This window comes from Pantoea sp. KPR_PJ (assembly GCF_041386365.1).
Classification (GTDB): domain Bacteria; phylum Pseudomonadota; class Gammaproteobacteria; order Enterobacterales; family Enterobacteriaceae; genus Pantoea.
In genome coordinates this window covers 134,325-152,388 of the sequence record NZ_JABMIK010000002.1, presented here as the reverse complement: position 1 = coordinate 152,388, position 18,064 = coordinate 134,325, and the positions used below count along the sequence as shown (strand labels likewise).

General features: G+C 54.4%; 19 protein-coding genes. 13 read left to right on the top strand and 6 right to left on the bottom strand.

Features of this window, described 5'->3' with window-relative positions; translation table 11 throughout:
* The first annotated feature begins 66 nt into the window (after positions 1 to 66).
* Together HP564_RS05385 and HP564_RS05380 are read left to right on the top strand one after the other, a co-directional pair.
* Complete coding sequence (locus HP564_RS05385) at positions 67 to 993, top strand: hypothetical protein (RefSeq protein ID WP_371240964.1); 927 nt, start codon at positions 67 to 69, stop codon at positions 991 to 993.
* 180 nt (positions 994 to 1,173) lie between these two features.
* Positions 1,174 to 1,440 carry a hypothetical protein gene (locus tag HP564_RS05380; protein WP_371240962.1) on the top strand — a complete coding sequence of 89 codons (267 nt, stop codon included), beginning with the start codon at positions 1,174 to 1,176 and terminating at the stop codon, positions 1,438 to 1,440.
* 26 nt (positions 1,441 to 1,466) lie between these two features.
* Here the strand turns inward: HP564_RS05380 and HP564_RS05375 are convergent, their stop codons facing one another.
* Both HP564_RS05375 and HP564_RS05370 read right to left on the bottom strand, forming a co-directional pair.
* Positions 1,467 to 1,706: a DinI-like family protein gene (locus tag HP564_RS05375; protein WP_371240961.1), complete on the bottom strand. Its 240-nt coding sequence runs from the start codon at positions 1,704 to 1,706 to the stop codon at positions 1,467 to 1,469.
* Between the two features lie 357 nt (positions 1,707 to 2,063).
* Positions 2,064 to 2,387 carry a DUF6388 family protein gene (locus tag HP564_RS05370; protein ID WP_371240959.1) on the bottom strand — a complete coding sequence of 108 codons (324 nt, stop codon included), beginning with the start codon at positions 2,385 to 2,387 and terminating at the stop codon, positions 2,064 to 2,066.
* A gap of 194 nt (positions 2,388 to 2,581) precedes the next feature.
* Here HP564_RS05370 and yedD point away from each other — a divergent pair, with 194 nt between their 5' ends.
* The gene (gene yedD / locus HP564_RS05365) at positions 2,582 to 3,058 is read left to right on the top strand and encodes a lipoprotein YedD (RefSeq protein ID WP_371240957.1); all 477 of its coding nucleotides are present in this window, start codon (positions 2,582 to 2,584) and stop codon (positions 3,056 to 3,058) included.
* A gap of 47 nt (positions 3,059 to 3,105) precedes the next feature.
* On the opposite strand, the gene amyA is transcribed toward yedD, so the two are convergent.
* The 4 genes from amyA to fliD form a co-directional block, all read right to left on the bottom strand.
* Positions 3,106 to 4,587 (bottom strand): alpha-amylase, encoded by a 1,482-nt coding sequence (amyA, locus tag HP564_RS05360; protein ID WP_371240955.1) that lies wholly within the window; start codon positions 4,585 to 4,587, stop codon positions 3,106 to 3,108.
* A 100-nt stretch (positions 4,588 to 4,687) separates the two neighbouring features.
* Positions 4,688 to 5,056 carry a flagella biosynthesis regulatory protein FliT gene (gene fliT, locus HP564_RS05355; protein ID WP_371240953.1) on the bottom strand — a complete coding sequence of 123 codons (369 nt, stop codon included), beginning with the start codon at positions 5,054 to 5,056 and terminating at the stop codon, positions 4,688 to 4,690.
* On the bottom strand, positions 5,056 to 5,466 hold the full coding sequence (gene fliS / locus HP564_RS05350; protein ID WP_371241983.1) for a flagellar export chaperone FliS: 411 nt from the start codon (positions 5,464 to 5,466) through the stop codon (positions 5,056 to 5,058). Before fliS ends, fliT begins: the two co-directional genes overlap by 1 nt.
* 18 nt (positions 5,467 to 5,484) lie before the next feature.
* Entirely contained in the window at positions 5,485 to 6,906 is a 1,422-nt protein-coding gene (fliD, locus tag HP564_RS05345; RefSeq protein ID WP_371240952.1) for a flagellar filament capping protein FliD, read from the bottom strand.
* Positions 6,907 to 7,244: 338 nt separating this feature from the next.
* On the opposite strand from fliD, the gene HP564_RS05340 reads away from it, so the two are divergent.
* The 10 genes from HP564_RS05340 to tcyN all read left to right on the top strand — a co-directional run bounded on the left by HP564_RS05340 (position 7,245) and on the right by tcyN (position 17,357).
* Positions 7,245 to 8,954 (top strand): FliC/FljB family flagellin, encoded by a 1,710-nt coding sequence (locus HP564_RS05340; protein WP_371240950.1) that lies wholly within the window; start codon positions 7,245 to 7,247, stop codon positions 8,952 to 8,954.
* A gap of 161 nt (positions 8,955 to 9,115) precedes the next feature.
* Positions 9,116 to 10,318, top strand: a complete 1,203-nt coding sequence (gene fliB / locus HP564_RS05335; RefSeq protein WP_371240948.1) for a flagellin lysine-N-methylase — start codon at positions 9,116 to 9,118, stop codon at positions 10,316 to 10,318.
* Between the two features lie 164 nt (positions 10,319 to 10,482).
* The gene (locus HP564_RS05330; protein ID WP_371240946.1) at positions 10,483 to 11,454 is read left to right on the top strand and encodes an HNH endonuclease signature motif containing protein; all 972 of its coding nucleotides are present in this window, start codon (positions 10,483 to 10,485) and stop codon (positions 11,452 to 11,454) included.
* 16 nt (positions 11,455 to 11,470) lie between these two features.
* Positions 11,471 to 12,397 carry an HNH endonuclease gene (locus HP564_RS05325; protein ID WP_371240945.1) on the top strand — a complete coding sequence of 309 codons (927 nt, stop codon included), beginning with the start codon at positions 11,471 to 11,473 and terminating at the stop codon, positions 12,395 to 12,397.
* 143 nt (positions 12,398 to 12,540) lie between these two features.
* Entirely contained in the window at positions 12,541 to 13,263 is a 723-nt protein-coding gene (locus HP564_RS05320; RefSeq protein WP_371240943.1) for an RNA polymerase sigma factor FliA, read from the top strand.
* 48 nt (positions 13,264 to 13,311) lie between these two features.
* Positions 13,312 to 13,815, top strand: coding sequence for a flagella biosynthesis regulatory protein FliZ (gene fliZ, locus HP564_RS05315; RefSeq protein ID WP_371240941.1), 504 nt, complete (start codon positions 13,312 to 13,314; stop codon positions 13,813 to 13,815).
* 229 nt (positions 13,816 to 14,044) lie between these two features.
* A complete protein-coding gene (locus tag HP564_RS05310; RefSeq protein ID WP_371240939.1) occupies positions 14,045 to 15,031 on the top strand; it encodes a D-cysteine desulfhydrase in 987 nt (328 codons plus the stop codon).
* A 108-nt stretch (positions 15,032 to 15,139) separates the two neighbouring features.
* Entirely contained in the window at positions 15,140 to 15,940 is an 801-nt protein-coding gene (tcyJ, locus tag HP564_RS05305; protein WP_371240937.1) for a cystine ABC transporter substrate-binding protein, read from the top strand.
* The gene (gene tcyL / locus HP564_RS05300; protein WP_371240936.1) at positions 15,940 to 16,608 is read left to right on the top strand and encodes a cystine ABC transporter permease; all 669 of its coding nucleotides are present in this window, start codon (positions 15,940 to 15,942) and stop codon (positions 16,606 to 16,608) included. Before tcyJ ends, tcyL begins: the two co-directional genes overlap by 1 nt.
* A complete protein-coding gene (gene tcyN / locus HP564_RS05295) occupies positions 16,605 to 17,357 on the top strand; it encodes an L-cystine ABC transporter ATP-binding protein TcyN (protein WP_371240934.1) in 753 nt (250 codons plus the stop codon). The genes tcyL and tcyN overlap by 4 nt, the downstream gene beginning before the upstream one ends.
* The last annotated feature ends 707 nt before the right edge of the window (positions 17,358 to 18,064 follow it).

Genomic DNA, 18,064 nt, shown 5'->3' with positions numbered 1-18,064 from the left:
ATTTTTAACCTGATTGGGAAAGGCTATCACGCCCTCCGATCGTTTATCATCACTAAGGAGTCTGCTATGACTGATACCAGCATGATTAACGCAACCGCTCAGACTGGTGACGCCGCGCTACCGCAATTTGCTATACCGGACAGCAATGTACCGACCGATCCGCAGCTGCAGCGCTTATCTTCGCCCTCGACAGTGGCACCCGCAACGTCAGAGGAAACGCCAGGAGAGACGCATGTGGCAGCAGATGCAACGGCGCAGCACATGCCACCGCCGTCTGCTTCTGAGACTCCCGAAGAGGTGCCGCCTGTTGCTCAGGCCGGGGACGATCGCCCTGATGCGCAGCAGCCTGCCGGGAGCGATGCGTCGGCGGCAGAGCAGCCTGCTGAAACCGGGGTGCAGGCCGAGATACCGTCCGCAGCCCCGGCGCAGCCCGAGGCGCAGGCATCCCTGGCGGATGCCCCTGCCGGGGGGGCCAGTTCGGTCAGCAATGCTGACGAGCCGCCCGCACCGCTGTCTGCGCCTGCAAGTGAGCCACCAGTCGCTGCATCTGCCAGTGGAGCACCAGTCGCTGAGTCTGCAAGCGAGGCACCAGTCGCTGAGTCTGCAAGCGAGGCATCAGTCGCTGAGTCTGCGAGTGAGGCACCAGTCGCTGAGTCTGCAAGCGAGGCGCCAGTCGCTGAGTCTGCAAGCGAGGCACCAGTCGCTGTATCTGCAAGCGAGGCACCAGTCGCTGAGTCTGCAAGCGAGGCATCAGTCGCTGAGTCTGCAAGCGAGGCACCAGTCGCTGAGTCTGCAAGCGAGGCACCAGTCGCTGCATCTATAAGTGAAGCACCTGAACCCGCAGCCCAGCCTGAGGCGCAAAGCGTGCAAAACGACCTTAGCGCAGGTGTAAAAGATTTCAGAACCGCGTTTGATTTCGTGCAGCAGGGCATTAAGCATCTCGGTGATGCCGCCCGGGACGAGCTGTTCACCCTGGCACGCAAATATCTGTAATTGCGCTGAAAGGTGCAGTAGCCAGACAGGAGACAGGACGTCTCCTTCTTTATTACGGTCTGATGCGGGGCATCAGCGTGTAACACTTCCGAATATTCCTGGTGCGGCTTCGTTATAAGCGACTATCTTTAATCATTCACGCGAGATATTCATTGGTTAAAACAGCAAAAGGAAAACAGTATGAGTGATTCAGTCGAAACGAAAAGCAAAACTGACTACCTGCGCGATGTCACCTCGCAGCTGAAAGAGATGCGCCACTATGCGCAGACCAATACTGAAACGCTCTCCAGTCACTGGCTCGCGTTTGATGCTGGCGAATATAAAGATGAAGAGTTTGCCGGACGCATTGACGCACTGCTCAACAAACAGGGCACGCTGCTGGAAGATTTAGAGTCCGCGATCCAGGATATGGAAATTGCCATCAACCACAGCGAGCAGGAAAAGTAATCCTGCTCCATCCGGTGGCCGTCGCATCAGTCGGCCACCAGCCACATTTCTGCTTCTTCAAACATCTCTTCAATGATGCGTGCCAGCGTCGCTTTTTCATTCTTGCTCATATCGGTTTCGATAGCGTTACGCTCCATGGGCTTAACACGCACCTCAATGTCCGGAAAGACCCGCTGCACGCGTTTTTCCAGCTCACGTAAAATCATTTCGCGCGCGCCAGGCAGGCCGGCGACATTACGCTTATCGTAAATCAATTCCACAAACATACTGTTATTCCATACAGGGAAGAAGTTCGCTGGCACATCATACTGTAAATACAACCAGTGACAAGTACCTCAACGCGGGCAAACGCTTTTTTTTCGGCGAAAGACGCAAAGTCATGCTGAAAGAGGAAATCGGACGGCAGGAAGAGGTGATCTGGAGTAAGGGAATGATAACGTAGAAAAAATTAAACCTCTGGAGGTGGAAATCCAGCAAACACCTCCAGAGGCGGTGCAAGCGCACCATTCGTTCAAGGACAATCACGACCAAAGTCGTAGGTTAAAGTTATACAACTATTCGTGTGTTGTACAATTTTATCCTGATTTATTTCACTGGTTGGAGGTGTGCTCACATTTTGCCGCTCAAAGTTCATTCTTGATGCAGAACTCTTCCCAGGTCATTCCCAGCGACTCGGCATGAGATTTTAGGTAATTTTCAATGGCTTCGGCGGCAACGGCTTTGTCAGGCTCTGCCAGCTGGATAGAGAAAATCATCCCGTCGAGGTTTTTCTGACGCAGAAAGGCCGCATAAATGCGTTCAGCGTGCCATTCACGCAGCTGACGCAATGACATATTGGCGTGACGGGCGTCGCTTTCGGTCAGCTCATCAAGTGCGGCCTGGAAATCAGCATGGGCGGTAAAAAACATGTCGCGCGCCTGCGCGTAATAAGCTTCTGGCGTTTTCATAACGTTTCCTGAATCAGTGCAGTGGTGCAGCGCGCCAGTGTAACTTACCGCCCTGGCCTTGTCAGGGATCTCTGTCCGGCATGTGAAGAGGAAAAAAATGGGGGACGGAACGCGAACGCAGACGGAGATAGCTTGCGGAAAGCAGGCGAAAAATTATAACTTAGCCGCCATTGAACCGATCTCAGGGATTAAAGATGAAAAAGTGGATGCTGATGGTCACGCTGGCGCTGGCTGGCTGTGCGCAAATCAACAGTTATCAGGATGCGGTGCAAACGCCAGCACCCGCCAGCCTGCAGGGTAACTGGCAAACGGTGGGGCCACAAAGTGGATTACGCAGCGATAAAGCGCTGGGGAGCCTGATCGTTAACGCTGACGGCAGCACGCTTGATTGTCGCCAGTGGATGCGTGTCATTGCCAAACCGGGCAAACTCACGCTGCTTGGTGGCGACTACGTTAACGTTAATCGTCAGTCGCGCGTGATGCCGCTGGAACTGGATGAAGGTGAGCTGCACTACGACGGTCTGACGCTGCGCAAAGTTGAACGTCCGACGGTGGAGTGCCAGCAGGCGCTGGAGGAAGTGACGAAGCAGCCAAACGCAGCCGTTATTCAAAATATTGAGCCGGAAATCCTGAAGTCCGCCATTACCCGGGCGAACGAAGAAAAGCAGTAATCTTTATGCCTTATTCCACCAGCGATGATGGAATAAGGCGTTACGCATTACTCAGCGATGACCCAGACGCTAACGCTGCCGCCGTTGCAGCGCACCGTTACCGTGCCCTGGTCATCTGCGGTCAGCGTTTCATCGCGGTGGCCCAGATAGTCGCGCCATGCTTTACCCGCGAAGCCTTCGCCCATCGCCACGCTTTTCTCACCTTCCTCACCGTTTGACATGATGACGATGCAGCCGGGCTGCTCAGCGGTGCCGCTGCGGCTGAATGCCACACAGTTGGGATGATCGAAATAGTCTGTTTGCGCCCCCCAGCCGTAAGACTGACGTGCGCGAATCAACGGCTCCAGCTCTGCGATAGCAGGCATCTCTACGCGGTGTGTCTCGCCGTCACCCCCTTCGTCTTCATAGCTTGCCCCAAACAGATCGGGATAAAATACTGTCGGGATGCCTTGTTCGCGCAGCAGAATCAGCGCATAGGCGAGCGGTTTGAACCAGGCTTCGACTGGCGCTTCCAGCGACTGTAGCGGCTGGGTATCGTGGTTGGCAACGATAGTGACGGCGTGCCAGGGATCGGCCTGTACCAGTGAGTTAGCGAAGATCTGGCTGAGATCGTAGTCGCTGCCCTGGGTTGACGCCTGATGAAAGTTCATATGCAAGGGCGCGTCGAATAGCATGGTTTTGCCGTCGACCTGCTGGATATACTCCAGCAGTTTGTCGGTCTCGAACGACCAGTATTCGGCGACGATAAACATCGGTTCGTCAGCGACCTCCTGAATATGGTCGATCCACTCTTTATAGAACCAGGCCGGGATATGTTTTACTGCATCAAGGCGAAAGCCGGTGCAGGGCACCTGTTCCCGAACCCAGCGCGCCCAGTATTTTAACTCTTCGCGCACGGCATTGTTGCGAAAGTCGATATTCGCGCCCATCAGGTAGTCGAAGTTACCCAGCTCACTGTCGACCTGATCGTTCCAGCCATCGGCAGTGTAATCATTCACAATTTTGAAGACGCCGTTTTCATCCGGGTTTTCGATATGGTCAACGCCGCTAAAGCATTTATAGTCCCAGATAAATTTTGAGTATTCGCCCGCGCGCGCGGGAAAACGGAAGCGCGTCCAGGCTTCACACTCGATGACCTCTTCGCTTATCTCATCCCGGTTGTCAGGATTAACGCGGTTAACGCGGATATGCTCTTTCTCATCTGCGCCCATTTTATGGTTTACCACCACATCCAGTAGCAGACCCAGATTATGGCTGCGCAGGGCATCCGCGGCTGCCAGAAGCTGCTGTTTATCACCATATTTGGTGGCGACACTCCCTTTCTGGTCAAACTCTCCCAGGTCAAAGAGATCATAGCTGTCATAACCGACGGAATAGCCGCCCGATTCGCCTTTATAGGCAGGGGGGAGCCAGGCCATCGTAATGCCAATTTCACTCAGCCAGGCCGCTTTTTCTGCCACTTCAGGCCAGAGTTTGCCGCCGTCCGGGTAATACCAGTGAAAGAATTGCAATAAAGTTGGATTTTGCATCTGCTGCGCTCCAGCGGTAAGGAAAAGCAAGTATGGAGCACGGTAGAAAAAAGACGCACCGGCAGAAAAATTATTTTCACTGACGCGGTGCGTTTCAGGATCAGGGAAGTGGTGAGTTTTCCATGGGTACCATCACGCTGCCTTGTTTACCATAGGCGCTGAGCACTGATTGCTGGCGCGTATTCTGGTTAACCAGCGTAGCCAGCTCGTTCATGCGCTCCTGTAGCAGGCGCTTCACTTCACCTTCATTATCAAGAATATGGCGCAGCACGGGACGCAATTGCTCCTGTGCCTGCGCGGAAGGTGAGGCGGCTTCGGTTGTTCGCGCCAGCCGTTGCACCGCGCTGACGTAATCCACTTCCTTTTTGATCAAATCATCCCACTCGCCCTGAGTGGCGAGACGCAGCATTTGCTGGCTGAGATCGAGTAACTGCTGGTAAATGGCAATCAGCTGCGGTGCAAGTATCATTAAACGGCGTCCTGAATCAGTTGTTGAGGCGAAGCCACTTCTTTCCAGGCATCAGCAATATTGCGCAGTAGCGCTTCGACCTCAACAATGGCCTCCACGTCATTACGAATATTTGCCTGCAGAAGCCGCCGCACCATGTAGGCGTAAAGCGATAGCAGGTTGGTGGTGAGCTCATCGCCGCTCTCTTCATTGAGACCCTGCTTGAGCCCGTTTTCGATTATGTTAATGGCTTTAGACAGGGAAAGGCCCTTGCCCTCAATATTGCCGTCCTGCATAAAAAGACGGGCACGAATCAGCGCACTGAGCGCACCATCAAACAGCATATTGATAAGCTGCTGCTGGCTGGCGCTCATCACGGCGCTTTCAACGCCGATCTTCGCGTAAGCCTGGGTACCGTTTGCGGTATACATCATCACTCCTTATTAAAATCAGTTTTTGGAGCTGGAGCTGCTTGACGACTCAAACTGCTGTGTCAGGTAGCTGCTGGTCTGGTTAAGTGAGCTCATCACCACATCCAGCTGCGTAAACTGGGTTTTGAGGCGCGCAATCGTATTATTAATGCGATCGTTCACCTTGTTGTACTGATCGGTGAGATTATTCAGCGTTTTGCTCACGCCGTCGGTGGCCGACTGGACGATGCCGGTGCTGGAGAGCCAGCTGGTCAGGTTGCTGGCAACCCTGGTCGCAATCCCGGTGGTTTTGCCGTCGCCAATAATCATCTCTTTTACGCCGGACATGTTGGATGTCAGGCTGCTGCTGAGCTTGTCAGCATCCAGCTCCAGCTCGCCCGTGGTGGGATCGGAGGTGACCCCTATCTGTGCCAGCGTTTTAAAGGTTGAAGAGCTGGCGGTGTTAGTCAGCATGCTTTTTAGCTGGCTCTGGATGGTGCGCAGCGTGCTGTCGCCGAGAAGGGCGCCATTGCTGCTACTCTGCGAATCTGAGCCTACATCAACAGCGGTATATTTCGTCAGGCTCGAAAAGGTGTCCTGCAACGTATTGTAAGCAGACACCCAGTCGGTTATCGCCGTTTTCGCTTTTGAAGTGTCGTTCGTGATTGTCAGCGTCTGGTTGCCAGTGGTCGTATCGTTCAGGTTGAGGGTAATGCCTTCCAGCGCATCGCTAATGGTGTTACTGCTGCTCTCAACATCAACGTTGTTGACCGTTAGCTTCGCATTTTGCGCAGCGACGCTTTCGGTCATTCCATTACTGCTGGTGCTGGCGTCGTAGCCAACAATGCCTTGCAGCGTATCATCGCCTGTCACCTTAATCGTACTGACAGCGTTAGCTGATCCCGTTTCGCTTGAGGTAATGGAGAGACGATAGCTGCCGTCTGAAACCTTAATAATGCTGGCGGTCACCCCGGCGTCTGCGCCGTTAATGGCATCGCGCATCCCGGTTAGCGATGTTTGTTCACTGGACAGAGTAATGTCTTTGCTGGAACCGTCTTTTAACGTAATGCTCATGGTGCGACTGCTGGCTGCGCTGTCACCCAGTGCAGTGCTGTTGCTTTTTACGATATCTGACGTCAGCGTTTGCGCCTGCGCCAGATGCGACACGCTAATGCTGTATTTACCGGCCACAGTGCTGCCAGAGGTCGTGGCGTTAAAGGCGCTGGAGCTGCTGGTCGCCGTTGTTGCGGTGAACAGGTCCGCACTATTGAGCTTGGTATTGGCCGTCTGAAAGGTCGTCAGGGCACTTTTCAACGTGGAATAGGCACTCAGCTTTGCAGTAAAAGAGCTTTGCTGGGCAGAAATAGGTTTTAGAGCGGCTTTTTCTGCCGTCTGCATACTGTCAAGAATACTGCTTAAGTCCAGGCCTGAACCGACACCCAGGGTAGAGATGCTTGCCATGCTTGTTTCCTTATCATGTCGACACGGAGAATGAATACCGGGGTTATCGGCGGCGAATGAGAAAAGTTTAAAGTTATTGATGCACGTGTGATAACGCGAATAGCGCACAGAGAGGGGGGTATTTCTGTCGCTAGAAAAGCGGTGAATAAAGACTAAAGAAGTGGCGGCTGATGGCGATAAAGGTAAGCGTGACAGGTTGAAGGAAAAAAATCCCGCCTGGTCCTAAAAAAATTCTAAAGGTTGTTTAAGGGCAGACGATAACAACTTTGACGGCGCTGAAGCCGGCGGGTTGAAGCCCACACCTTAACCGAAAGACTTGATTAACAGGAATATTTATCATGGCCCAAGTCATTAATACCAACAGCCTCTCGCTGATCACTCAGAACAACATCAACAAAAACCAGTCTGCTCTGTCTACCTCAATTGAGCGTCTCTCTTCTGGTCTTCGTATCAACAGCGCAAAAGATGACGCTGCTGGTCAGGCGATTGCCAACCGCTTTACTTCTAACATCAATGGCCTGACCCAGGCTGCACGTAACGCTAACGACGGTATCTCTGCTGCGCAGACCACCGAAGGCGCACTGTCTGAAATCAACAACAACTTACAGCGTGTACGTGAACTGACCGTACAGTCTCAGAACGGCACCAACAGCCAGTCTGACCTGGACTCCATCCAGGACGAAATCAAATCCCGTCTGGACGAAATTGACCGCGTATCAGGTCAGACCCAGTTCAACGGCGTGAACGTGCTGGCAAAAGACGGCACCATGAAAATCCAGGTTGGCGCCAACGATGGCCAGACCATCTCTATCGACCTGAAGAAAATTGACTCTTCAACTCTGGGTCTGAACGGCTTTAACGTAAACGGCAGCGGAACCATCACTAACAAAGCTGCAACTGTTAGTGACCTGAACTCAGCTGGCGCAACGCTAAACACAACCACAGGCAATTATGACCTGACCACCACCAATAAGGCACTGACCACTGACGCGGCAATCAGCAAGCTGTCTACGGGTGATACAGTGACTGTTGGCGGTGCGACTTACACTTATGATGCCAAAGCTGGTAACTTCAGCACCACTAAAACTACTGCTGGCGCTACTGAGACGGATAAAACAAGTAATCGTGATGCATTAGCTGCTAGCCTGAAAGCAGATCCAGGTAAAACTGAAAGTGGTACTTATACTACTAAAACTGGCACAGTTAACTTCGACACTGATTCATCAGGCAACATCACCATCGGTGGCAAGGCTGCATATGTAGATGATAGTGGCAACCTGACGACAAACAATGCAACCGGCACCACTGCTGCAGACATGACTTCACTGCTTAAAATTGCGAGTGAAAATGCCGACGGTGCATCTCTGAGCTTTAAGGGCACCGACTATACCGTTGCAGCAGGTGGTACTCCTGCTGCGTCTGGCATCGTTTCTTACAAAGCAACAGTAAGCTCTGATGTGGTTGTGGCTGCAACTAAATCCGCAACATCTTCCATTACAATGAATTCTGGCGTGATGAATAAAACGCTGGCCTTCGATGCAACTGGTAAATCATCTGACGCAACGTATCAGGATGATAAAGGTGCTATTACTAACGTCGCTAGCTACACCGTATCTTATGCCGTTAACAAAGATAACGGCGCGGTAACCGTAGCAAGTTATGCGTCTGCGACTGACACTAACAAAGATTACTCTCCGACTATTGGTGCGGCAGTAAACGTTACCGCTGACGGTAAACTGACAACTGACGCAACCAGCGAAGGTACTGCGACCTCTGATCCGCTGGCGGCTCTGGACGCAGCTATCAGCAGCATCGACAAGTTCCGTTCTTCACTGGGTGCGATTCAGAACCGTCTGGATTCAGCGGTAACCAACCTGAACAACACCACCACCAACCTGTCTGAAGCCCAGTCTCGTATTCAGGATGCTGACTACGCGACCGAAGTTTCAAACATGTCTAAAGCACAGATCATCCAGCAGGCGGGTAACTCCGTGTTGGCGAAAGCTAACCAGGTTCCGCAGCAGGTTCTGTCTCTGCTGCAGGGCTAATCGCCCTCGGGTGAACAGCCTGACAACCCCGCTCCGGCGGGGTTTTTTTATGCCCCGAAAAACCTGCATGAGTGTCTGCTGCTGCAACCATAGCGCACAGAGGAAGTTTGCTATGCTCTGCCGGTTGGTTTTTTACACCTTGAGCAACGGCAGGGAAGGTTATGAAAGAGGTTTCACTGCTCGAACCCGTTTTTTTTAACGACTTCAAATGTACTGGCAGCGCGTGTCGTGAACACTGCTGTAAAGGCTGGAATATCATTCTGGACAAGCCGACAGTTAAAAATTATTTAAACAGCAAACATCCTGACATCAGGGCCATTGCGAAAGACAATATTATTAAAACGAAAAAGAGCTACGCTCACTGGGGCAAAATACGTTTTTCGCAACAGGGCGACTGTGCCTTTATGGATGAGGAAAGGTTATGTCGTATTCATTCCGTGCTGGGAGCCAGTGAATTAAGTCCTACCTGCGCTAATTATCCCCGAATAAAAAAAGTCACCCGCTATGAAGTCAGGCAGACGCTGACGTTATCCTGCCCAGAGGCGGTGAAAAACCTGTTGCTGAACAGCGATGCGATGTTGCTCAGAGAACGTACCCTGCTGCGCGCGCGCGGTTTTTCTGCACCGGCGCTAAATCAGGAAACACGCTTTATTAATCTGCTCTGTAGCCATATTCTGCTCAGCTGCGGCCCTCATGTGCAGCAGGGGTTATACGGGATTGCACAGCTGTTTCTCTGTCTGGATAAGCAGGAAAACGATCCGGAGAAGTATGCGAAAACTGAAGCCTACGCGCTCTCGGTTATACACGCATTTGAGAGCGGCGAGATCCAGACGTGCCTCGACAACATTAAGCCAGACTATCGGCTACAGTGGCAGTTACTGCTTCGCCTGCTGGCTTATCTCAGGCAGAAACGGGCTGCCCGGGGGGGAGCAACATGGGAGCGCTACGCTGATCGCTTATATGCGATGCTCACCGACATGCAGGATGAAGGTGATGTTCATGCATTTATGCAGCGCCTCGACCGCGTCTGGAAAGAAAACGTGTTACCCTGGCTGGTCGAACGTCCCCATATTATGCGTAACTATATGCAATACCGCCTCTATAGCGACGGCTTTCCTGCTCTTAATACGCCCGGCAATCTGGCCAGCCTCTATTTTCTGACCGCCGAATGGTTTTTAGTAAAGTCTCTCCTGGCTGCCTGCGCTGAACAGCAGGGCGCGATGACTGAAGATGATATGATCAATATTATCTACAGCTATCACTCACTGACAAAACACGATCGCCTGTCAGAGCAGGCCTTTCTTGACGAGATAGACAAGGGTAAGGTCAATGACGACCTTTCATTGATTTATCTGCTGACGTAACAACAACAGCCATAGCTGTAGGTGCACAGGCGTACAGCTATTGATTTGGCGCCATTGCGCGCCGATGTTGATCCCATACTGTTACAGATCCCCGCCAGCCTGCCGATAACCTTTTACAACACCACCACGCTTTTTGCCTGATTGCTTTTATTTCTGGAGTGTTTATGCGCTTCAACTATGACTTGTTACCGGGTCAGCAGCTCACTTTTGAAGAGATTGCGTTGCGCTATGCGCAGCAGCATCCCGATGAAAAAGCGCTGACCGTGCGCGGGTTGCTCAGCCCCTCTACCAGCTATCGCACGCTGCGCATCCGCGCGGTCTTTGCCAGCGAGGAGAGCAACAGCCCGCTGGAGGATCTGCTCTTTATCTCTGACGATAACGAGCGTAAGAACTACCTGCGCCGTTTTGAGCACTACATGAAAACGCAGGCTTCTTTCGCCTGTTTTCGCCGCAGCAAAGCGACGCAGCGCGACAACCTCTGGCAGGTAACAGGCGAAAGCCGGGTTTACGCGATGATCGATCCCCGTTCGCCCACCGCACACCAGCTGCTTGCCAGCCGTGGCTATCAGCTGGTGCTGATGCGTGAGGATGAGCAGGATGCCTACTGGCAGCTCTTCGATCCGCAGTCGCAGCCCTGCTTTCCGAACTCGCGCCGCATTCAGTTTATGGTGGTACTGAGCACGCCGCAGCATACCGTCCCGACGGCAGTGATGCCGGGGATGGAGGTGGGACGGCGCGTTAAAGCCAGCGTGCTACAGCGCGCCAGTCAGGCGGAGTTTCTGGCAGCGGTCAAGGCTCGCTACGGCGGCTGCGTGATTACCGGCACGCGTGTGGCAGATAACGCCTCCTTTCCCTGGGTGGAAACCTGCTACATCTCGCAGGCAGAAAACGAAGAGGGGCTGATTAGCGATAACAGCGCGGATAATGGCCTCTTTCTGCGCAGCGATTTGCAGCGCCTGTTTATCAGTAAATTACTGAAGATCGATGCCCAAACCGGGCAGGTCAGTTTTCAGCAACAGGCAATGGAAGAGGCGACGCTGCAACAGGACTACGCCTTGCTCGATGGGCAAATTTGCAAACTCTGGCACCGGGTGCCAGAAAAAACACGGATCTATCTGGCCAGCGCCGGACACTAATCAGTAAGGAAGACAAATGTTTCAACAAGGCGAGACGCTGCCGTTCAGTGAGATTGCGCTGCGCTGGCGTAGGCATAACCCGGATGAAGCCGGCCTGACTACAGGCGGAATGCTGAATCCCTCGCGCGGTAATGAGGCGACGCGGGTGCGGGCGCTCTTCGCCCACGATCGCATCAACGGCGATCTGGATGAGTTTCTCTTTATCGCAGGTGACAATGACTACAGGCATTACTTTGATCGGCTCAGTCATGCCCGGCAGTTGCACGCTTCGTTCTGGGTATTTCGCAAGCCGCTCACAGGCGACAGCTGGATTGTGGAAGGGGAGATGCAGGTAGCGGAGCTGCTCTCTCCTCACAGTCACGCATTAAAGATGCAGCTGGCCGCGAAGGGGTATCGACTGAAGCCGGATAACCGGTCAGGTGAGGTGCGCTGGCAGCTTTTTAACGGTCTGGTGCCGGTGCTGGAATCGCCGCGCAGCATAGAGTTTGTGCTTCAGCTTGCTCCCGCCGCGCGGCCTGTGGAGGCGGCGGAAGAGGCAGGCAGGCGCGTCAGGCGTGAGGTCTGGGTGCGTACCCAGCAGCACCTCTTTTCCAGCCGTGTGCGACAGCGCTATGGCGCCTGTGTGATCACCGGTTTGCCGTTGAGCGAGCAGGTGGCCTCCTGCTGGATTGATGCAGCCCATATTGATTCAGCAAAGAGCGCCGATGGCAGCTATTTCCGCGATAACAGTACAGATAATGGCCTCTGCCTGCGCAAAGATCTGCATGCCCTGTTTGATAACAGTTTACTTTTCATTGAGCTTCCAGAGGGGCGTCTGCGCTTTGACCGTGAAAAACTGGGGGAAAAGGTGTTTGATCATTATGCTTCTCTGGACGGGCAGATCTGCGCCCTCTGGGACCGTGTGCCGCCTGCCACGCGGCAGCGTCTGCGCGTAAGCGGCTAAACGCTGTTCAGAGAGCGGAACAAACCGCTCTCTGACATAACAAAAATGAAATAACCTCGCTTTTGCCCGCCTATTCAGCCAATCGATCCCCCTACAGAATTGGATAATCCTGCCGATAACTTCATTAACGCAGGGTAGTCAACGTGAACGATTTCTATACCGCCGAAGGCGTGATGGATAAACATTCGCTCTGGCAGCGCTACGTCCCGCTGGTGCGCCACGAAGCATTGCGTCTGCAGGTGCGTCTGCCAGCCAGCGTTGAGCTTGACGATCTGCTGCAGGCCGGTGGCATTGGCTTGCTGAATGCTGTGGAGCGTTACGACGCGCTGCAGGGGACAGCATTCACCACTTACGCCGTGCAGCGCATCCGTGGCGCAATGCTGGATGAGCTTCGCAGCCGCGACTGGGCACCGCGCAGCGTGCGCCGCAACGCGCGCGAGGTGGCAGGTGCAATGCATCAGGTCGAACAGATGATGGGGCGTGCGGCCACCGAGCAGGAGGTCGCTGACCGGCTGAATGTTTCAATGGAGGAGTATCGGCAGATCCTGCTCGATACCAATAACAGCCAGCTTTTCTCCTACGACGAGTATCGGGAAGAACACGGCGACAGTGCGGAGCTGGTCACGGAAGGGCACGAAGAAGCTAATCCGCTGCATCAGTTGCTGGAAGGGAATCTGCGTGAACGCGTCATTGACGCGATCGAAGCCTTACCCGATCGCGAAAAAATGGTGCTGACACTGTACTACCAGGAAGAACTGAACCTGAAAGAGATTGGAGCGGTGCTCGACGTGGGGGAATCACGCGTCAGTCAACTGCACAGTCAGGCCATCAAACGCCTGCGTGCCCGACTTACGGGAGCGCGCTGAGGGTCTCAGTTCCTGGCGACTAAAAATAATAAAACCGGGGACTCAGCAATGGGAGCCAAATCCAAAGCCAGACCTTTAAGCCGTTATCTTAAAGACTACAAACATAGCCAAAGCCACTGTTCACACTGTGGCAAAGTGCTGGACCGCATGGCGTTGGTCTTTCGCGGTCAGATCATCAACAAAGAGGCCATTGCGCGCATGGACCAGATGATTGATGAGCCACTGTGGTTGAAATTACAGCCAGAACTGACTGCGCTGTGCCGTTTTTGCAGTGATATTTTTTGCAATACGCATCCTAATTACTTCGACATTATGGCATTCAAACAATACCTGTTTGAGCAGACGGAAATGAGCCACAGCACGATCCGCGAATATGTGGTTCGGCTGCGTCGCCTGGACGATATGCTTAAGGCTAAAAATTTCCCGGCTGATCGCTTAAGCGGCAACAGCTGGCACGAGTGCCTGGCGCAAGATCTGCCCGATGCCGGTAATAACAACTACCGCATCGCGCTGCGTAAATATGACCAGTTTTTGGGGTGGCAGCGCAGCTAGCACGTGGGCGCAGCTCATCTGGACGTCTCTGCAACAGCAGGGACGGTTCAGCGATCGTCGGTCCGGGTGTGACAGCCAGAGAGCCGTGCGGTCAGGCTGCCTGCCGCTAAAAATCACGCGGCGATCGCATCCTTCGCCGCAACCTCGTCTTTTCCCTGTTGCCGCAGATGATCCCTGACGCAACTTCTGTAACACTGTAGAGATTACTGTGACAGCCCCGGAGGCCACATTGTCTTTACATCTTCTTCATCAGTTTCCCCGTCTTGAACTGCTGGGTGCACCGACGCCCCTGGAGCATTTGCCGCGTCTTTCCGACTATCTTGGCCGGGATATCTTTATAAAACGTGACGATGTCACGCCGATTGCCATGGGCGGCAACAAGCTGCGAAAGCTGGAGTTTCTGGCCGCTGACGCGCTGCGCGAGGGCGCTGACGTCCTGCTGACCGCCGGTGCCATTCAGTCTAACCATGTGCGCCAGACTGCCGCCGTGGCGGCTAAACTCGGTCTTAAGTGCGTTGCGCTACTGGAAAATCCTATTGGCACCCAGGCAGAAAACTACCTCAGTAACGGTAACCGGCTGCTGCTGGATCTCTTTGACTGTGAAACCGTGCTGGTGGAGGGGCTATCGAATCCTGCGGCACAGCTGGCCGAGCAGGCGGAGCGCCTGGAGGCGCAGGGTTTTCGCCCCTACATTGTACCGGTCGGCGGATCAAACTGGCTTGGCGCCCTGGGCTATATTGAGTGTGCCCAGGAAATTGCGCACCAGTGCGAGGGCGTGGTCGATTTCGCCGCCGTCGTGGTGGCATCCGGCAGCGCCGGTACCCACGCCGGCCTGGCGGTCGGGCTGGAGCAGTTACTGCCCAATACCGAGCTGGTCGGCGTTACCGTCTCGCGCAGCGTGGAGCAGCAGATGCCGGTCGTTGACAGCCTGCGGCAGCAGCTGATTAGCAGGCTGGAAGTGACCAGCAGCGCGCCGGTTACGCTGTGGGATGACTACTTTGCGCCGCGCTACGGTGAGCCAAACGAAGAGGGCATGGAGGCAGTCAAACTGCTGGCGCGGCTGGAAGGCATTCTGCTCGATCCGGTTTACACTGGCAAAGCGATGGCTGGCCTGCTGGACGGCATCAGCCAGAACCGTTTTCGTCGTGAAGGGCCGCTGCTGTTTGTGCATACTGGTGGGGCACCGGCGTTATTTGCTTATCATCCTTCGGTCTGAGCAGGCAGAAAAAAAACGTTTATACTTCGCGAGTTATTTAGCCAGACCAGGCACCACGGCTGTGACGCCTGTAAACACACACATCACATACTAATAAATGGGGTAAATATGAATTTTTCTCGTGTTGGTCGCCATCTGGCGATGAGCGTGATGGCGGTGGCACTGCTTGCCGGTGTCAACATCAGGACGCACGCAGCTGAAGATCTGCTTAAGCAGGTAAAAGATAAAGGTGAGCTGCGCGTCGGTCTGGAAGGCACCTATCCACCGTTTAGCTTTCAGGATGAAAACGGCAAACTGACCGGCTTTGAAGTTGAATTCGCCCAGCAGCTGGCACAGCATCTGGGTGTCAAAGCCAAACTGCAGCCGACCAAATGGGACGGCATGCTGGCCTCGCTGGACTCAAAGCGTATCGATGTGGTGATCAATCAGGTCACCATCTCTGACGAGCGTAAGAAAAAGTATGACTTCTCCACGCCGTACACCATCTCTGGCGTGCAGGCGCTGACGCTGAAAGCCAAAGCGGGTTCCATTACCAAACCCGAGGATCTGGCCGGTAAAAAAGTGGGTGTAGGTTTGGGCTCCAACTATGAGCAGTGGCTGCGCGACAACGTGAAGGGCGTGGATATCCGCACCTACGATGATGATCCGACTAAATATCAGGATCTGCGCTCAAATCGTCTGGATGCGATCCTGGTGGATCGTCTGGCTGCGCTGGATCTGGTGAAGAAAACCGGTGATACCATGGCCGTTGCTGGCGCGCCGTTCTCGCGGCTGGAAGCGGGTGTGGCGCTGCGTAAAGGCAATGAGGATCTGCTGAACGCTATCAATCAGGCGATTGCTGCGATGCAGAAAGACGGTTCACTGACCAGACTGTCTGAAAAATGGTTTGGCGCGGATGTGACCAGGTAATGCAGGAAAGCCTCAAGCTGGTGCTGGACTCAGCACCTTTTTTACTGAAAGGCGCGATCTTTACGCTGCAGCTGAGCATCGGCGGGATGTTCTTTGGCCTGGTGCTCGGCTTCGTGCTGGCGTTAATGCGGCTGTCACACTTCTGGCCGATCGCGCTGCTGTCGCGATTCTACGTCTCGGTGTTTCGCGGCACGCCGCTGATCGCCCAGTTGTTTATGATCTACTATGGCCTGCCGCAGTTCGGTATTGAGCTGGATCCTGTGCCCTCCGCCATGATCGGTCTGTCGCTGAATACGGCTGCTTACGCCTCGGAGTCGCTGCGTGGCGCTATTGCCGCGATTGAGCGGGGACAGTGGGAAGCGGCCGCGAGTATCGGCATGACCCGCTGGCAGACGCTGCGCCGGGTGATCCTGCCACAGGCGGCACGTACTGCGCTGCCGCCGCTCGGCAACAGCTTTATCAGCCTGGTTAAAGACACCTCGCTGGCTGCCACCATCCAGGTGCCAGAGCTGTTCCGTCAGGCGCAGCTGATCACCTCACGCACGCTGGAGGTGTTCACCATGTATCTGGCGGCATCGCTCATCTACTGGGTGATGGCAACGGTGCTGTCGGCGCTGCAAAACCGGCTGGAAAGGCACGTCAACCGTCAGGATGAGGAGGCGAAATGAGCGCCATTGAAATCAGCAAACTGGTGAAGACCTTTAACGGCCAGACGGTGCTGCACGGTATCGATCTGGAAGTGGCATCAGGTGAAGTCGTGGCGATCATCGGCCCCAGCGGATCGGGCAAAACCACGCTTCTGCGCTGCATCAACCTGCTGGAAACGCCGGACAGCGGCACCATCAAGGTAGGGGCGGTCGCTATCGACGCCAGGCTGGCGCAGACCAGGCAGAAGGAGCAGGTGCGTAAGCTGCGCCAGCAGGTTGGTTTTGTCTTCCAGAACTTCAATCTGTTTCCGCATCGCTCGGTGCTGGAAAATATCATTGAAGGGCCGGTGATAGTCAAAGGCGAGCCGAAAGGAGAAGCGGAGTCGCGCGCCAGGGCGCTACTGGAGAAGGTCGGTCTGACGGGCAAAGAGAGCAGTTTCCCGCGTCGGCTTTCTGGCGGTCAGCAGCAGCGCGTGGCTATCGCCCGTGCGCTGGCAATGCGTCCGGAAGTGATCCTGTTTGACGAGCCTACCTCGGCGCTCGACCCTGAGCTGGTCGGCGAGGTGCTCAGCACTATTCGCGCCCTGGCAGAGGAGAAACGCACCATGGTCATCGTCACCCATGAAATGGGTTTTGCGCGTGACGTGGCAGACCGTGCCATCTTCATGGATCAGGGGCGTATTGTAGAGCAGGGCGCAGCGAAAGCGCTGTTCAGCAACCCACAGCAGGCGCGCACGCGTCAGTTCCTCGACAAATTCCTCAACCCGTAATGCCAGCGCCTCTCCGGGGGCGCTTTACCTTTACCAGAAGCAACAAAAATCCTTGCGCCTGCCTGCTGACTATCGTATCGCGTACCCTGTTCTGGCGTGTGCGCTGTCAGCGGTTTAACAGGCGCTGGCCTGGCCTGGCGTGGCCCGCAGCAGGCGGTAACTCTGCGCGCTGTGTCGCATTTTTAGCACACTGCTGGCACTCGACAGGCGAAAGCTGGCGTTGCAGTACGGCTGGTCTGGCCGCAGGGCGTCTGACTGGGCCAGCGTGCTGCGGATGCCGCTGTGTGGCGTGGCGCTGTGGAAGACGATTTCGCTGCTGGCAGGGCCACTATCGAATTACAGGCCAGAGCGCACGCTGTTTCTCTGCCCGCGGCTGCGGAGTCCGCGGGCCGCTGCACCGCGGCTCTCCTGCTGGTAACGCATCGAAGGATCTCCGTCTTGTATTACGGCTGGTGCGGGAGATGCAGGCAACAAGCAGGCGCATACGCCGTCAACCGCCAGCGCTATTTATTTTCGGCCTCTTTGACAGCGCCATTATTTATTGCTTTTTTTCGCTTATCATAATTTTTTATTATTCCTTAAACCATTTGGGGCAGAGGGTTAAAATAAATTGGTGGGGTATATCAATTTGTGGTTTTGGTGAGGCGGTTTTACTCCTATTTATTTTTCCGGGAAAGTCCTGTCATAATTTGTTGCTTTCTTTCCTT

Bases quoted from the DNA above. Each gene is read 5' to 3' on its own strand.
- HP564_RS05370 (WP_371240959.1), bottom strand. From the start codon at position 2,387: ATGAAAACGCCAGAAGCTTATTACGCGCAGGCGCGCGACATGTTTTTT.
- tcyJ (WP_371240937.1), top strand. From the start codon at position 15,140: ATGAATTTTTCTCGTGTTGGTCGCCATCTGGCGATGAGCGTGATGGCG.
- tcyN (WP_371240934.1), top strand. From the start codon at position 16,605: ATGAGCGCCATTGAAATCAGCAAACTGGTGAAGACCTTTAACGGCCAG.
- yedD (WP_371240957.1), top strand. From the start codon at position 2,582: ATGAAAAAGTGGATGCTGATGGTCACGCTGGCGCTGGCTGGCTGTGCG.
- fliT (WP_371240953.1), bottom strand. From the start codon at position 5,056: ATGATACTTGCACCGCAGCTGATTGCCATTTACCAGCAGTTACTCGAT.
- fliB (WP_371240948.1), top strand. From the start codon at position 9,116: ATGAAAGAGGTTTCACTGCTCGAACCCGTTTTTTTTAACGACTTCAAA.
- fliS (WP_371241983.1), bottom strand. From the start codon at position 5,466: ATGTATACCGCAAACGGTACCCAGGCTTACGCGAAGATCGGCGTTGAA.
- HP564_RS05375 (WP_371240961.1), bottom strand. From the start codon at position 1,706: ATGTTTGTGGAATTGATTTACGATAAGCGTAATGTCGCCGGCCTGCCT.
- tcyL (WP_371240936.1), top strand. From the start codon at position 15,940: ATGCAGGAAAGCCTCAAGCTGGTGCTGGACTCAGCACCTTTTTTACTG.
- amyA (WP_371240955.1), bottom strand. From the start codon at position 4,587: ATGCAAAATCCAACTTTATTGCAATTCTTTCACTGGTATTACCCGGAC.
- HP564_RS05330 (WP_371240946.1), top strand. From the start codon at position 10,483: ATGCGCTTCAACTATGACTTGTTACCGGGTCAGCAGCTCACTTTTGAA.
- HP564_RS05325 (WP_371240945.1), top strand. From the start codon at position 11,471: ATGTTTCAACAAGGCGAGACGCTGCCGTTCAGTGAGATTGCGCTGCGC.
- HP564_RS05385 (WP_371240964.1), top strand. From the start codon at position 67: ATGACTGATACCAGCATGATTAACGCAACCGCTCAGACTGGTGACGCC.
- HP564_RS05340 (WP_371240950.1), top strand. From the start codon at position 7,245: ATGGCCCAAGTCATTAATACCAACAGCCTCTCGCTGATCACTCAGAAC.
- fliD (WP_371240952.1), bottom strand. From the start codon at position 6,906: ATGGCAAGCATCTCTACCCTGGGTGTCGGTTCAGGCCTGGACTTAAGC.
- HP564_RS05380 (WP_371240962.1), top strand. From the start codon at position 1,174: ATGAGTGATTCAGTCGAAACGAAAAGCAAAACTGACTACCTGCGCGAT.
- fliZ (WP_371240941.1), top strand. From the start codon at position 13,312: ATGGGAGCCAAATCCAAAGCCAGACCTTTAAGCCGTTATCTTAAAGAC.